This is a genomic window from Streptococcus sp. 22.1 (assembly GCF_016648645.1).
In the GTDB taxonomy this organism is placed as follows: domain Bacteria; phylum Bacillota; class Bacilli; order Lactobacillales; family Streptococcaceae; genus Streptococcus.
Map to the genome: position 1 here is coordinate 14182 of NZ_JACLQK010000026.1, position 15681 is coordinate 29862.

The 15681-nt window shown below is 40.6% G+C and carries 11 protein-coding genes and 17 tRNA genes; all 28 read right to left on the reverse strand.

The genetic code is table 11. The features are described from left to right. Window positions 1-178 precede the first annotated feature (178 nt). Window positions 179-1618, reverse strand: coding sequence for an amidophosphoribosyltransferase (gene purF, locus H7U04_RS10370; RefSeq protein WP_110980758.1), 1440 nt, complete (start codon window positions 1616-1618; stop codon window positions 179-181). 155 nt (window positions 1619-1773) lie between these two features. Then, the gene (locus H7U04_RS10375; RefSeq protein WP_110980757.1) at window positions 1774-5499 is read right to left on the reverse strand and encodes a phosphoribosylformylglycinamidine synthase; all 3726 of its coding nucleotides are present in this window, start codon (window positions 5497-5499) and stop codon (window positions 1774-1776) included. 66 nt (window positions 5500-5565) lie between these two features. Then, window positions 5566-6273 carry a phosphoribosylaminoimidazolesuccinocarboxamide synthase gene (gene purC / locus H7U04_RS10380; RefSeq protein WP_002886293.1) on the reverse strand — a complete coding sequence of 236 codons (708 nt, stop codon included), beginning with the start codon at window positions 6271-6273 and terminating at the stop codon, window positions 5566-5568. A 258-nt stretch (window positions 6274-6531) separates the two neighbouring features. Continuing rightward, window positions 6532-6777: a phosphopantetheine-binding protein gene (locus tag H7U04_RS10385; RefSeq protein WP_004181960.1), complete on the reverse strand. Its 246-nt coding sequence runs from the start codon at window positions 6775-6777 to the stop codon at window positions 6532-6534. Continuing rightward, window positions 6777-7781, reverse strand: coding sequence for a phosphate acyltransferase PlsX (gene plsX, locus H7U04_RS10390; RefSeq protein ID WP_110980756.1), 1005 nt, complete (start codon window positions 7779-7781; stop codon window positions 6777-6779). Before plsX ends, H7U04_RS10385 begins: the two co-directional genes overlap by 1 nt. 211 nt (window positions 7782-7992) lie before the next feature. Further along, complete coding sequence (recO, locus tag H7U04_RS10395; RefSeq protein WP_110980755.1) at window positions 7993-8766, reverse strand: DNA repair protein RecO; 774 nt, start codon at window positions 8764-8766, stop codon at window positions 7993-7995. Then, window positions 8753-9928: a pyridoxal phosphate-dependent aminotransferase gene (locus H7U04_RS10400; RefSeq protein ID WP_049545078.1), complete on the reverse strand. Its 1176-nt coding sequence runs from the start codon at window positions 9926-9928 to the stop codon at window positions 8753-8755. Before H7U04_RS10400 ends, recO begins: the two co-directional genes overlap by 14 nt. Window positions 9929-10019: 91 nt before the next feature. Continuing rightward, a complete protein-coding gene (locus H7U04_RS10405) occupies window positions 10020-10985 on the reverse strand; it encodes a ribose-phosphate diphosphokinase (protein WP_002886286.1) in 966 nt (321 codons plus the stop codon). Window positions 10986-11196: 211 nt separating this feature from the next. Further along, window positions 11197-12714, reverse strand: a complete 1518-nt coding sequence (locus tag H7U04_RS10410; RefSeq protein ID WP_110980753.1) for a CHAP domain-containing protein — start codon at window positions 12712-12714, stop codon at window positions 11197-11199. Between the two features lie 84 nt (window positions 12715-12798). Then, window positions 12799-13323 carry a rod shape-determining protein MreD gene (mreD, locus tag H7U04_RS10415; RefSeq protein ID WP_037599472.1) on the reverse strand — a complete coding sequence of 175 codons (525 nt, stop codon included), beginning with the start codon at window positions 13321-13323 and terminating at the stop codon, window positions 12799-12801. A gap of 1 nt (window position 13324) precedes the next feature. Then, window positions 13325-14155, reverse strand: a complete 831-nt coding sequence (mreC, locus tag H7U04_RS10420) for a rod shape-determining protein MreC (RefSeq protein WP_049545166.1) — start codon at window positions 14153-14155, stop codon at window positions 13325-13327. A gap of 58 nt (window positions 14156-14213) precedes the next feature. Beyond that, window positions 14214-14301: transfer RNA gene (locus tag H7U04_RS10425), tRNA-Ser, on the reverse strand. 4 nt (window positions 14302-14305) lie between these two features. Beyond that, window positions 14306-14379: transfer RNA gene (locus H7U04_RS10430), tRNA-Ile, on the reverse strand. Window positions 14380-14411: 32 nt separating this feature from the next. Then, window positions 14412-14482: transfer RNA gene (locus H7U04_RS10435), tRNA-Gly, on the reverse strand. A 9-nt stretch (window positions 14483-14491) separates the two neighbouring features. Further along, window positions 14492-14564: transfer RNA gene (locus H7U04_RS10440), tRNA-Phe, on the reverse strand. 3 nt (window positions 14565-14567) lie between these two features. Then, a tRNA-Met gene (locus H7U04_RS10445) sits at window positions 14568-14641 on the reverse strand. Between the two features lie 9 nt (window positions 14642-14650). After that, a tRNA-Ser gene (locus H7U04_RS10450) sits at window positions 14651-14740 on the reverse strand. Between the two features lie 19 nt (window positions 14741-14759). Then, a tRNA-Ile gene (locus H7U04_RS10455) sits at window positions 14760-14833 on the reverse strand. Between the two features lie 16 nt (window positions 14834-14849). Beyond that, window positions 14850-14923 (reverse strand) — tRNA-Met (locus tag H7U04_RS10460). A gap of 5 nt (window positions 14924-14928) precedes the next feature. Further along, window positions 14929-15002, reverse strand: a tRNA-Pro gene (locus H7U04_RS10465). Between the two features lie 6 nt (window positions 15003-15008). Beyond that, window positions 15009-15082 (reverse strand) — tRNA-Arg (locus tag H7U04_RS10470). 14 nt (window positions 15083-15096) lie between these two features. Beyond that, window positions 15097-15182 (reverse strand) — tRNA-Leu (locus H7U04_RS10475). Window positions 15183-15188: 6 nt separating this feature from the next. Next, window positions 15189-15260, reverse strand: a tRNA-Gly gene (locus tag H7U04_RS10480). Window positions 15261-15266: 6 nt separating this feature from the next. After that, window positions 15267-15339 (reverse strand) — tRNA-Thr (locus H7U04_RS10485). 12 nt (window positions 15340-15351) lie between these two features. After that, a tRNA-Leu gene (locus H7U04_RS10490) sits at window positions 15352-15433 on the reverse strand. A 5-nt stretch (window positions 15434-15438) separates the two neighbouring features. Then, window positions 15439-15511 (reverse strand) — tRNA-Lys (locus tag H7U04_RS10495). Window positions 15512-15530: 19 nt separating this feature from the next. After that, window positions 15531-15603: transfer RNA gene (locus H7U04_RS10500), tRNA-Asp, on the reverse strand. A 2-nt stretch (window positions 15604-15605) separates the two neighbouring features. Next, a tRNA-Val gene (locus H7U04_RS10505) sits at window positions 15606-15678 on the reverse strand. Window positions 15679-15681 lie beyond the last annotated feature (3 nt).

The window sequence follows — 15681 nt, forward strand, 5'->3', positions numbered from 1 at the left end:
TGCGACGTATTTTTAGATGAACCATCTTTTTATCTAAAAATACTAGTCAGGTCTCTAGCTTTGACCCCATAGGGCAAAGTGTCTACTGACAAATGCTTTAGCTTTTAGTCAGTAGTGAGACGTGGAGCGTAAGCATTTTTAGACATAATTTTTTCCTCTTTTTTCTTCTGCACTGCTCTTAATAGAAAGAAGTGTGTTCTTTCAAACTTTCCAAATAGCGTTCTTCGTAGTCATACAATGGTGTTGGATATTTACCATCAAAGTAAGCCACACAAAGGCCACCGTTTGGTGCATCTGTGTCAATTCCAATAGATTCAATCAAGCCATCAATAGACAAGTAAGTCAAGCTATCCGCTCCAATGATTTCGCGTGTTTCCTCAACTGTATGATTGGCCGCAATCAATTCCTTACGTGTTTGAATATCGATACCGTAGAAACATGGGTAGGCAAGGGCTGGGCTACCGATTGCTACGTGGACCTCTGTTGCTCCTGCTTCTTTTAGCAAATTAACGATACGACGTGATGTTGTCCCACGTACAATAGAGTCGTCAATCATAACCACACGTTTTCCTTTAACAACACCTGATACGGCAGAGAGCTTCATACGAACCCCTTGCTCACGCAATTCTTGTGTTGGTTGGATAAAGGTACGTTGGGTGTATTGGTTTTTAATCAAGCCCATTTCATTTGGCAAGCCTGATTCTTCCGCAAATCCCATGGCTGCGCTAAGTGATGAATTAGGCACACCAACGACAATATCTGCTTCATGTTTGAACTCACGTGCCAATTGAGCACCCATACGTTTACGAGCTGTATGGACATTGACCCCTTGGATATTTGAATCAGGACGGGCAAAGTAGATATACTCCATCGAACAAACAGCCAATTGCGTATCCGTTGTATAGGTATCGTAAGTGATGCCATTATCATCGATGATAACAACCTCACCTGGATTTACATCCCGAATCCATTCTGCACCAACACCCTCAAAGGCACATGTTTCAGATGAAACCACGATAGCACCATTGCTCATCTTACCAAGAGAAAGGGGACGGAAGCCATTTGGATCCAAAGCTGCAATAAGCTTGTCCTCAATCATAAGAAGATAAGCAAATCCACCTTTAACAGTGCTCAGAGCTTCTTTTACTTTACCCATGAATGATGGGTTGTGGCTACGGCGAATCAAGTGAGCTAAGATTTCTGAGTCAGAAGTTGAGTTTAAGATAGCTCCATTTTTCTCCAACTCATGTCTTAGTGACTCTGCATTAGTCAAATTCCCATTATGAGCAAGACCAAGCTGTCCATCGTGAAACTTAAACATGAATGGTTGAATATTGTCTACAGAAGCTTCACCAGCAGTCGCATAACGAACATGACCGATAGCAGCCGTTCCAGTTAGCTTATCCAAGTTGGCTGGATCACGGAAAACTTCTGAGAGAAGCCCCATATCACGATGACGCTTCAATTGACCCGCATCATTTGAGAGAATTCCTGCTCCCTCTTGACCACGGTGTTGGAGACTGTGAAGTCCGAAATAAGTTAATTTGGCAGCATCCGGGTGACCCCAGATACCAAAAACACCACATTCTTCATTAAGAGATTTAACTTCGTATGTCATTTTTTATACCTTTTATTTTTGATATTTTCCTAATGTTATGCAAACGAAAAACTGTTCCTAGCCTCTCATTTCACTAATGTGAACTCAAGTTTTCAAGCTCTTTAGAACTACTGCTACATTGAAAAATATCATTACTGAGTGCACTTGGCACTCTATTATTTTCCAGTAAAGTATTTAACCGCTGACGCAAAGAGGTGTTGGTCTTTATTTCCTGGAATATTTTGGAAGAGACCGTCTTCGAAACGTTCTGAGTGACCCATCTTACCAATAATTTGACCGTTCTTACTTGTGATACCTTCGATAGCATTCACAGATCCGTTAGGATTGTATTTAGAATCCATGCTTGGTTTACCTTCAAAGTCAACATATTGGGTAAAGATTTGACCATTGTCACGAAGCTCTGCAAATTCCTCAGCTGTCACGACAAATTTACCTTCACCGTGTGATACTGGGATGGCATGGATGTCACCAACTTCCACTCCGGCAAGCCATGGTGAGTTAGTGTTGGCAATACGTGTTTCAACCATCTTAGCCACGTGTTGGTTGGCATCATTGTAGAAGAGGGTTGGACTAGTGCTGCTTGCATCTTCAAAGTTACCGTATGGAAGAAGACCTGATTTAACAAGGGCTTGGAATCCGTTACAGATACCAATAATCAAACCACCACGTTCGATGAAGCTATCAATGGCTGCACGTACTTTTTCATTAAGCAAGATGTTAACGATAAATTTAGCTGATCCATCTGGTTCATCCGCTGCTGAGAAGCCACCTGCAAAGAAGATAATGTTAGCTTTTTCGATATTGTCAACCATGGTGTCAACAGACTTGACAATAGCTTCTTCATTAAGTGTTACAAATGGTACTAAGTTGACTTTTGCACCTTCTTTTTCAAAGGCCTTAGCTGAATCGTACTCAGAGTTAGTACCTGGGAATACTGGGATGTAAACTACTGGTGTCTCAACTGTTTCTTTAGCTTTGATCACAGCATCAGATGCTACAGCAGGTACTTCTTCCAACTCAGTTGCTTGTGCAAATTCCGTTGGGTAAACCTCTTCCAATTTACCTTGGAAGGCACTGTCAAGTTTGTGTCCATCAAGCGTTACACCATTGACAGTAAGTGTAAAGTCAGCTGCTGTTTGTCCAATCTTGGCAACACCTGAAATCTCTTCCGGAGATGTGAAGACGAATCCACCCAATTGAGCTGTCAAGGCAGTCTCAATATTTTCAAGGGTTACAGTGGCACCAATATGGTTACCAAATATTGCAAGGGCAAGAGCTTCAACCACACCACCATATTTGACAGTTGATGCAGATGTGACTTTATAGTCAGCTTGGATGGCTTCAAACTTAGCAAAGTTAGACTTGATAAGATCGAAGTCAATTTCTTGTGCCAAAGCTTGACCAGGAATGTAGTAAATATTTTCACCAGCAGCTTTGAATTCTGGGGAAAGAACCTTACGGCTATCTGCAGTTGTTACCCCAAAAGCAACCAAGGTTGGTGGTACTGTCAATTCTTCAAAGGTACCAGACATAGAGTCTTTACCACCGATAGATGGCAAACCAAGTTGAATCTGAGCTTCGATGGACCCAAGGAGAGCTGATACTGGTTGACCAAAACGCTCTGCTTGTTTATCCATACGCTCGAAATATTCTTGATAAGAGAAACGAGCCTTAGACCAGTTTGCACCAGCAGCAACCAAACGAGCTGTTGCCTCGATTACTGCATAAGCAGCGCCATGATATGGAGACCATTCTGCTACATAAGGGTTGAACCCTTGCGCCATAACAGAAGCAGTTGTTGTCACTCCATGTTGGACTGGCAATTTCTGTACAGAAGCTTCAGTTGGTGTGATTTGGTAGCGACCACCAAGTGGGTGATTAACTGTTGAACGACCAACTGAGCTATCAAAGATGGTTTGTAAACCTTTTTGACTTGCATGGTTAAGGTCAGCCAAGACTTCAAGAGTATCAGCTTCAAGGGTTTCAGCAGATGTTTGACGTTCTTCTGGAAGCTTGACATCCTTGTCAACCACCTTAGCATCTACAACCACACGTACACCGTTTGTATCAAGGAAACGACGTTCCAAATCAACGATTGTTTCACCATTCCAGTGCATGACAAGATTTGGTTTTTCAGTTACTGTCGCAACGACAACAGCATCAATATTTTCTTTGTTACATTCAGCAACGAAGGCATCTACATCTTCTGGACGAACCACTACGGCCATACGTTCTTGAGATTCAGAGATGGCAATTTCTGTACCATTCAAACCTTGGTATTTCAATGGCACTTTGTCTAGATCAATTTCAAGACCATCTGCCAATTCACCGATAGCCACACAGACACCACCAGCACCAAAGTCATTTGATTTCTTGATAAGACGTGTCACATCCCCATTACGGAAAAGACGTTGAATCTTACGTTCTTCGATAGCATTCCCTTTTTGAACCTCAGCACCAGCTGTTTCAACAGATTCAACCGTTTGAACTTTAGAAGAACCTGTCGCACCACCGACACCGTCACGTCCAGTCTTACCACCGAGCAAGATAATCACATCACCTGCTTCAGGTTTCTCACGGACAACATTTTCCTTAGGAGCCGCACCGACAACTGCACCTAGCTCCATACGCTTAGCAACGAAACCTGGGTGGAAGTATTCACGAACGTAAGTTGTTGCAAGACCAATTTGGTTACCGTATGAAGAATAACCGTGAGCCGCTGTTTTAGAAATCACTTGTTGTGGCAATTTACCAGCACGAGTTTCAGCAATTGGTGTTGTAATATCACCAGCACCTGAGATACGCATGGCTTGGTAAACGTATGAACGACCTGACAATGGGTCACGAATGGCACCACCGATACAAGTAGCCGCTCCACCAAATGGTTCAATCTCAGTTGGGTGGTTGTGAGTTTCGTTCTTGAACATGAGAAGCCATGGTTCTTTCACACCATTGACATCCACTTCAATTTCAACTGAGCAAGCATTGATTTCATCAGACACTTCCATGTCATCCAAACGACCATTAGCACGCTCATAGCGACCAAAAATAGTCGCCATATCCATCAAGGTTTGAGGTTTTTCTGTACGTCCCAACTCATCACGCATGGCAATATATTTGTCATAAGTCGCTTGCAATTGTTTTTCAAATTTAGAAGCTGAGAAGTCGATGTTTTTCAACTCAGTCTCGAAAGTTGTGTGACGGCAGTGGTCAGACCAGTAAGTATCCAAAACCTTCAACTCAGTCTCAGTTGGTACACGTCCAATAGACTTGAAGTAATCTTGAATGAAGAGAAGGTCATCCACTTCCATTGCCAAGCCTTGCTCAACCTTATACTTGGCAAAATCTTCTGCCGTATAGCTTTCAAAGAAATCCAAGTTTGGAATGGTCTTGTCAGACTCAGAGAAATCCTGTTTCGCAATGCCAACAGTGATATCTTTGAAACGAGAATCCACTGGGTTCAAAAGGTAGTTTTTGACAGCTTCCAACTCATTTGCATCAATATCCTTGTTAACCAAGTAAAGTTGCGCTGTGTTCACTGTTACATCATTTGAACTACCAAGCAAAAGCAAAGCTTCTTGTGAAGATGCCGCACGTTGGTCAAATTGACCAGGCAAACTTTCAATAGCAAAGAAAGCATACTTCTCAAGATCAGCTTTAACCACAGCCTCGTCCAAAACAGTATCAGTCACTTGCTCAGAGAAGATGTGTTTTTCCGCACGCGCAAACAAGTCCTCTGCCAAATTAAAGACATCGTAAACCTGAACAATACGAAGATCATTCAAAGTTTTCAACTGAAGATTATGCTTTAATTCTTTTACTAAAGACTGAGATTTCACACGAAAATCAGCTTTTTTCTCAACGAAAATACGTTTATCCATTTTATTTCCTTTATCTATTTCTACTTAAAGATTGTAGTGAAGACCAAGTATTCTATTTGTAAAAGGCTACTTCAATCCTTGCAATTTTTCCAATACAACTTCATAAACATCTGTCAAGCTACCAAGATCACGACGGAAGACATCCTTGTCCATATGGTGCCCTTCAGCATCCCAAAGGCGGCAGTTATCTGGTGAGAATTCATCTGCCAAGATAATCTTGCCATCCTTATCAAAACCAAATTCCAATTTGAAGTCAATCAAGCGAAGACCAATTTGTGCAAACCAATCTTTTAGTAATTCATTGATACGACGCGTTTCTTCCTTGATATAAGCAATTTGTTCATCATTGGCAATATCCAAGAACTTCACATGCTCATCATTGATGAATGGGTCATCCAAATCATCGTTCTTGTAGTAAAATTCAACGATTGGAGTTTTCAAGTCCAAACCTTCTTCAACGCCAAAACGTTTAGAGAAAGAACCCGCAGTCACATTACGAAGAACAACCTCCAAAGGAATGATAGTAACTTTCTTGTTAAGTTGTTCGGTATCAGAAATACGTTCGATAAAGTGAGTAGCTACACCCGCAGCATTCAATTTTTCAAAAATAAGAGACGAAATCTGATTATTTAGCACACCTTTTCCCTTAATAGTCTCCTTACGAGCACCATTAAGCATGGTTGCCTGGTCCTTATAGACCGACTTAATCACATTTTCGTCTTCTGTACTATAAATATCTTTAGCTTTCCCAGTATAAATCAGTTGGTTTGACATGGAATTGTTCGCCTTTCAAGTTTATTCGTCTTAATTATACCACACCAGAATCCAAAAACCAACATATAGCAAACTTTATTACTTGGGTAAAAAAATAACGTTCGTGTTTTAGTTCTTTTTTAGAGTTTCTTAATAAATAATGTATAGAAAAAAGGAGTGTGACAGAACTAAATCCATATAACATTTAGTTTCTTGCCTCACTCCAACAAAATAACAATCGTATAGTACACAACTATTATATTATTACGTCTAGCTTTCTTATTCTTTATTCAATTCCTCAGACAAATAGTCCAACAAATCAGCTACCTTAACCATATGGTCAATAGTATCATCGGAAATCTCAAGGTCGAACTCATCCTCCAAATTAATAATGAATTCCATAAGCTCTATTGAATCCACACCCAAGTCATCTAATTTGGTAGCTTCGGTTAAAACAATGTCCTCTTTCCCCATCTGCTCTTGAATTACGAGCTGCATTTTCTGAAGAATTTCTACTCTACTCATCAGTTAGCCTCCTCTTTCGGACTAAAGGCTTCAACCAGCTGCTCAACAACCTTAGTATCAAGCATCGTACGAACCTGCTTAATGGTGTAGTAAACCGCCTTAGCATCACTAGATCCATGACATTTTACTACAGGAGCTTTAAGACCAAAGAGAACTGCACCTCCAGCGCTAGAGTAATCCATAGTCTCTTTCATCCCTTTTAGGCTGTCTTTCAATAGGAAGGCACCTAACTTAGCTTTAAGACCACCATTCATGATAGCTGACTTAAGAGTCTTCATGGCACCAAGTCCCGTTCCCTCGATTGCCTTGAGAACTGCATTTCCTGTGAAACCATCAGCAACTACCACGTCAGCAGCTCCTGACATGATTTCACGCGCCTCAACATTACCAACAAAGTTAATACTTGGCTCCTTAGATAAGAGCTCAAAAGCCTCCTTACGAAGACTATCCCCCTTTGTTTCCTCAGTCCCATTATTAAGGAGACCTACACGAGGGTTGCCAATTCCACGCACATTTTTGGCATAGAAAGATCCTAAAATAGCATATTGATGCAAATGACTAGCTGTATTTTCCGCATTAGCACCCAAATCAAGCATATCAAAGGGTTGACCAGTAAAACTTGGCATTGTTGACATAAGACCTGGACGCTCAACTCCCTTAATACGTCCGACCACGAAGAGACCTGCAGCCAGAAGGGCACCTGTATTTCCCGCAGAAATCACGGCACCTGCTTTTTTCTCCTTAACAGCCTGTGCACCTAAGACCATTGAAGCTTTTTTCTTCTTGCGAATAGCTTTAGCTGGCTCATCATCCGAATTTATCTTTTCATCAGTATGCACAATGCTCACACGTTCATTCGCTGTCAAATAAGTCTTGATTTTAGCTTCATCACCATAAAGCTGGATTTCAATATCTTTGAAATCTGCTATAGCTTGGTTGACTCCCTCTACAATTGCTTGTGGCGCATTATCGCCACCCATAGCATCTACTGCAATTACATGCATAGCATTCTCCCTCTCGTCCTCTGCCATAAAAAACAAACTCAGATTTCTTTCAATAAAATATTAGGTAACTAAAATAGACTAGTTCACTGTTTCTAGCAGAGTCTTTCAGCTTATTATCTTATTATTATAGCACGAACTGACCTACATTTTAACCCCTGAGACTGAAAACCATTACTTTCCTGTTTCACGTGAAACAAAAAGAAGATAATGTCTAGTCAGCACTATCTTCTTTATTCATAATATGGCCCCAAGAATTTAGATTATCAATAAACTTCTTACTTTTAAGATGTATTCCAACATAATTATCATAGAGGTCATCGATAAAATATCGTAGCTTTCGTTTCATGTCATCCTTAACAGATATGCTTCTCAATTCTTCAAAGGAAAGCCCCTGAAAACGATCTAAAAGATAAGGCACATTAGGGTCCAAGTGACTACGCCTTTCATCCTCTGCATAGTGATTTGGACAAAGTAGCCCCGAGAACTTAAACGAGAAATCAAAAGGAAGGCCTACACGATGACAAAAGACACACTCGTGAAAATTCAAGCGTACGCCGAAACGGTCTAAAACCTGAATCTCAAAGATATTAGTCAATATTTCATGATCCAAGCCTTCTTCCATTAATTCAAGCGTCTTCTCCAAGAATACAAATAATTGCGCATCTGTCACACCATCAGCAATAGTAGCATCTGTCAATGCAGCCAAATAAGTCGCATAAGACAGCTTGAAAATATCGCCTGTAATTTCCTTGAAGGACTCTGCCTGGCTATAATCTTCTATGAAAGATAGACCTTCATCATTTACAGTCATCATGAATTCAGCGATGGTCAAAGGTTGAATGACAGCACTTAATTTACCTGCCCCACCACCTCTAACAAAAAACATCCGTTTACCAGCTTGCTCGGTAAAAATTTTAACTAGTTTATCATTCTCACGATAATTACGATTGAAGAGGACAAGCCCTTTACTCTCAAGCTTCTGCATGTTCTTCCATAAACTCTTTCAAACGAGTCATAGCTGTTTCAATAGTATCCATGCTAGCCGCATACGACAAGCGAACAAAGCCTTCGCCATACTTCCCAAAAGCGACCCCTGGGATAATCGCAATAGCTTTTTCACGAGCAAAGTCTTGGCAGAACTTAAAGGAGTCTTGAGTATACCCTTCTGGAATCTTAGCAAAGATGTAGAAAGCACCATCAGGTTTAATAATTCTGAAACCAAGTTCAGTCATTTTTTCAAGAATATAATCGCGACGCTTCAAGTACTCAACTTTCATTGGTTGGGCATCATCCTTACCAGCAGATAAGGCTTCAATAGCTGCAAATTGCGCCATTGTTGCTGCAGCTGTTACCAAATATTGGTGACTCTTAATCAACTGAGCCGTCAAGACTGCAGGTGCGAAAATCAAACCAATACGCCACCCTGTCATCGCATGAGATTTAGACAAACCATTAATCAAAATCGTTTGTTCCGGCAAATACTCAGCAATAGATACATGGTGATCCACATAAGTTAGTTCAGAGTAAACTTCATCACTAACAACAAAAATATCGTATTTTTTCAGAACTTCAGCCAGATCTTTAATCTGTTGACGTGAGTAGGTCACACCGGTTGGGTTGGTTGGGTAGTTAAGCAAAACGGCTTTAAGCTTATCTCCCTGCTCCAAAATTGCCTTTTCTAACATCTCCGGAGTCAAAACAAAATCATTAGCTGTTGTATCAATTTCGACAATTTCAGCACCAACTAGATTTGCAATCGGCTCATATCCAGGATAGGCTGGTGCAGGTAAAAGAATCGTATCTCCTGGCTCCAAAATAGCAGTCAATGTTGCAGAAAGGGCTTCTGTAGCTCCAATAGTCACCAAAATTTCATTATCTGGGTTATAAGTAAGATTGTATTTTTCCTTAACAAACTCCGCAGCTGCCTGACGTAAGGCAGGAAGCCCTGCCATACCTGTATAGTGCGACTGGTTAGCATCAATAGCAGCTTTAGCAGCCTCTTTTACATGATCTGGAGTTGTAAAATCAGGTTCACCAAGTGTCAACTTTTTGATCCCTGGTACATCTGAAATTGATTGGTCAAACTGACGAATCATTGAAACTTCAATCTTATCTAAATTTTTATTAAAACGTTGTGTTAAATCCATCACGGTCACCTCTTTGCAATTATGCCTTACATTATATCAAAAACTCAAACGCATTTAAACACCAAAAAAGCTAGCCTAGGCTAGCTTTAGTCTATTTATGGCCCATTTCAAACAAAGGTGACAATGGACGTTTTTCATGAATACGAATAATTGCCTCTGAAATCAAATCAGCAATTGAAATTTGTTCAATTTTATCAATCAAACGTTCTTCTGGAAGATAAATCGTGTCCAATACGACAAGCTTCTCAATAGCAGATTTTTGAATATTATCAAGTGCTGGACCTGACAATACAGGGTGAGTACATGAGGCATAAACATGAGTTGCACCAGCTTCAGCAAGCGCATCCGCCGCATGACAGATTGTACCCGCAGTATCAATCATATCATCAATCAAGATACATGTTTTACCTTCAACGTTACCAATAATATTCATAACCTCAGAAGTGTTCATTTTATCAACACTACGACGCTTATCAATGATTGCAATTGGTGTTTTCAAACATTGAGCAAGTTTTCGTGCACGAGTCACACCACCATGGTCTGGAGAAACAACAACAACATCATCTCCAGTAAGACCAGCACGATCAAAGTAATCTGCGATAAGTGGTGCACCCATCAAATGGTCTACAGGAATATCAAAGAATCCTTGAATTTGAGAAGCATGGAGGTCAACTGTCAAAAGTCGATCAACACCTGCAACCTCAAGCATATTAGCAACCAACTTAGATGTGATTGGTTCACGTGAACGTGCCTTACGGTCTTGACGTGCATAACCATAATAAGGCATAACAACACTGATTGTTTCTGCACTGGCACGTTTTAGTGCATCAACCATAATCAAGATTTCCATCAAGTTATCATTTACAGGGGAGCTTGTAGATTGAAGAATAAAAACGTGATGACCACGGATAGATTCTTCAATATTAACTTGAATCTCACCATCTGAAAATTCACGAACACTTGATTTTCCGAGTTCAATACCCATTTTATCAGCAACTTTTGCTGCTAATTCCTGGTTAGACGATAAAGCAAACAACTTCAAATTCGTATAAGACATGATTTCCTCCAAAATATCTACTAAACCATTCTACCTTTTTTTAGATTGATTTTCAATGCAAAATAAATGGTGTCACAGTAACTTAACAAGACTAAAAAGATTTAACCTTAACCTCGACATTTTCCCGTCTAAAAGCAGTTCCAGAAAGTAAAGACATTTTGCCATAAAATAAAAACGATTCGAGAAAATTCGAATCGCCTTTTTGTATTCATTATGGGTAAATATAGTATACAGAACCACCATGAGCTGATGATGTTGGATCAAATGTACCACGGTAGTTACCGATTGACATGTTACCAGCATAGTTTGATTCCATAACTTGAATTGAATTTGCACCTGATGCTGATGTGACGTAAGCTACGTGACCATAACCACCACCATCATTTGGCCAAACCGCAATTGCACCGGCTACAGGAGTTGTACCAACTGAGTGACCAGCTGCTTGTGCGCTAGCAATCCAGTTTTTAGCATTACCCCAGTAATTACCAACCCATGAAGCTAATGATTTAGCACCCCAAGTACATTGACCAACTGGATATGTATTAGGAGTTGATGCTGCTGATACTTTAGGTGTTTCAGCAACAGGAGCTGGAGCTTCTGAAGCTGCAGGTGCTTGACTTGCTGGTGCTTCTGAAGTTGCCGCAGGTGCTTCGCTAGCAGGAGCTGGAGCTTCTGAAGCTGCTGGAGCAGCTGATTCTGGTTGTGCTTCAGATGTTACTGGGGCAGCAGGCTCTTGTTGTGCCTCTGACGCAGCTGATTCTGGCTGTGCTTCAGATGTTGCTGGAGCAGCAGGCTCTTGTGTTGCTTCTGAAGTTGCAACAGTTGGCTCTTGAGTAGTTTCTGAAGTTTCTGATGAAACCGGTTCTTGTGCTACTTCTGACGCTGTCGCTGTTTCTGAAACAGTAGCTTCAGAAGGTTGAGCTACTGCTTCTGAAGATGCTGCCGCCTCTGATTGAGCTACAAATGCTGCCGCTTCTGAAGATGCTACTGCTTGTGCTGCTGCCTCTGATTCTGCAATTGCTTGAGACTGAGCAACTGATGCTGCAGTTGAAGCTGCCACAGCTTCTGCAGTTGATTTAGCAGAAACAAGTGATGTTTTTTCATCTTGTGCTGTAGCCAATTCTGCAGCCAAAGTAACTTGTGCTGCTTCTAGTTCAGCTTGTTGAGTTGTCAAACCAGCTTCTGTTGTTTCAAGCTCAGCTTTATTAGTTGCAATTTCATTAATAGCAGCTTGGTTTTGTTCTTGCTTAGCAGCAAGCTCTTTTTGATCAGACTCTTGTTTTGTCAACATGTCATTATTAGCCGTAACAACTTTTGAAATAGCTGTGATACGAGTAATAGCTTCAGAGATTGACTTAGAGTTCAAGATAGAGTTGATGTAGCTAGTCGCAGTGTTATTTTGTTGAGCACTACGAGCTTGTTTCGCCAAAGAATCTTGACGAGCTACAATTTTACTTGATAATTCTTGAATTTCAGATTCCAAATCTGCTGATACTTTTTCAAGTTCAGCATTTTTAGTTTCCAAATCTGATTTTTGTGTTCTAAGTGTAGATACTTGAGATTGGATTGTAGCAACTTGCGCTTGTGCAGTCTCTTGTTGAGAAGCAAGGTTACTAATTGCGTTATCTGCAGCAGCGATTTGCGAATCATAATCCTCTGCATGTACTGATGCAGCTGCTGATAAGGTTACACCACTTACCAACACTGCTGAAAGAATACGTTTTTTCATAATATAAAATACTACTCCTTTTCGATAAGACCTTCTTATTGTATCAAAAAATGGCGCAAACTTTGTTACGCCAATATTACAGTTCTATTTAAATCTATCAACTGACAGATACAAAAATAATTTTTCAAGAATAGGTTTAATAAAGATAAAAATCAAAAGATTAAACACTATACTAGGACTTAGTTGATAAATAATAAAATCAGTCACAGACTCATTGGAGAAACCATAGAATAAGGCAAAGCCAAAATTTATGGTATCAAAGAGAAATAAGAATAAAAACATTAACAAAAAATCAACATAGGTATTTCTCTTAACAATTCGTCCTAGCTGAGTTAACAGATAGCATAACAGTGGCAGAGTTAGAATCACTATACCAACTGTTTTGAAATAATAGGTATCATAAAGAAATCCAAAACAAATAAGGTAAAGAAATGCATACTTATTTGGAAAATCAAGAGTTAAGATGAAAATATAAATAATAAAAAGATGAGATGATAGAAAAAATTCAGGGGATAAATAATGATTAAGTATCATAGAAATATGACCATCCCATAGAAAAGGGACAATACTCAGTAAGAAAGGAATAATAGAATACTTGGATAATTTCATATTATTTACCATCTCCAACTAAAGTAACATAAGAAATTTTATCAAAATCAGCATAAGGTTTTACCAAAATCGTACGATTTCCTTCATAATCAATAACAGAGTCTACAGTACCAATTGGAACATCCTTTACTGATACATCATCAAGACCACTTGTGACTACTTCAGTGCCGACCTTAACGTTAGAAGATGAATTAAGTTGTGTCATCTCTAATAGCTTCTTTTTATTATCATAACGTGATATAATCCCGAAAATCTGATTATCGTCCTCTGATTTAACACTAGATGCAAGGTAACTATCACTAGAACTACTAGAAAGTAAAGAAATAGTTGTTGTATCATCATAAACTTTAGTTACAAAGCCAATAACTCCACCATTAGAAGTTGCTAGCATAGATTTACTAACATTCTTAGACTTACCCACATTAATAGTTAACTCTTTTAACCAAGTCACAGAAGGTCTCATAGAAACTTCAGCAGTGAGAACATTATCACGACTTAGCTTGTCCGAAAGATTAAGCGATGCTCTTAAAGAATCATTCTCTTCTTGCAAGTTAGAAATAATAGCCGATTGATTCTCTAAATTTGATAAAGATTTTTTTAAATCACGATTCTCAGAATAAGTTGATAAAAGATCAGAAAGAACATTGTGAGATTTTGATAGTGCAGTAAATGGAACTGAAACCACAGAGTCTACTTTTGTAACTAAACCAGATACATTAAAAGAGATATCCTTCGTTAATTTTTTATTAGTAAAGACAAAAGAAAAAAGCATTACAAAAAATAGAATAATAATAAACCCATAAAGAAGAAATCGATAAAAACTATTTTTCATTTTGTCACCTCAAAAAAAAGAAAACGAATTATCTAAAAGATAATTCGTCATAATACTACGGAGAATGGGGGATTCGAACCCCCGCGCCAGTTACCCGACCTAACGATTTAGCAAACCGTCCTCTTCAGCCTCTTGAGTAATTCTCCAATATGGGCACGAGTGGAATCGAACCACCGACCTCACGCTTATCAGGCGTGCGCTCTAACCATCTGAGCTACGCGCCCAAGCTAATGCTTGGTTATTTGTTTCCAAATAAAGCGGGTGACGAGAATCGAACTCGCGACAACAGCTTGGAAGGCTGTAGTTTTACCACTAAACTACACCCGCTTAACAAAATGGCGCGAGACGGAATCGAACCGCCGACACATGGAGCTTCAATCCATTGCTCTACCAACTGAGCTACCGAGCCATATTGCGGGAGCAGGATTTGAACCTACGACCTTCGGGTTATGAGCCCGACGAGCTACCTAGCTGCTCCATCCCGCGTTAATTATAAGGAGGATGTGGGATTCGAACCCACGCACGCTTTTACACGCCTGACGGTTTTCAAGACCGTTCCCTTCAGCCGGACTTGGGTAATCCTCCAAATATTATAATTAATATATGGACCTTGTAGGACTCGAACCTACGACCGCTCGGTTATGAGCCGAGTGCTCTAACCAGTTGAGCTAAAGGTCCAAGAAATCCATATATATAGCGGCGAAGGGGATCGAACCCCCGACCTCCCGGGTATGAACCGGACGCTCTAGCCAGCTGAGCTACACCGCCATAAATCGGGAAGACAGGATTCGAACCTGCGACCCCTTGGTCCCAAACCAAGTGCTCTACCAAGCTGAGCTACTTCCCGATAAAATGCACCCTAGAGGAGTCGAACCTCTAACCGCCTGATTCGTAGTCAGGTACTCTATCCAGTTGAGCTAAGGGTGCTCAATATTATATTATGCCGAGGACCGGGATCGAACCGGTACGAAAGTTTCCTTTCGCAGGATTTTAAGTCCTGTGCGTCTGCCAGTTCCGCCACCCCGGCTCCTCAAGCGAACGACGGGATTCGAACCCGCGACCCCCACCTTGGCAAGGTGATGTTCTACCACTGAACTACGTTCGCATTTTATGCCGGCTACATGACTTGAACACGCGACCCTCTGATTACAAATCAGATGCTCTACCAACTGAGCTAAGCCGGCTAACTTTTCTAATGCGGGTGAAGGGACTTGAACCCCCACGCCGTTAAGCGCCAGATCCTAAATCTGGTGCGTCTGCCAATTCCGCCACACCCGCATATATGACCCGTACTGGGCTCGAACCAGTGACCCATTGATTAAAAGTCAATTGCTCTACCAACTGAGCTAACGAGTCTCAAATATTTCTACTTGAACGGTCCCGACGGGAATCGAACCCGCGATCTTCGCCGTGACAGGGCGACGTGATAACCGCTACACCACGGGACCTATGGGAGTTAACGGGATCGAACCGCTGACCCTCTGCTTGTAAGGCAGATGCTCTCCCAGCTGAGCTAAACTCCCTTT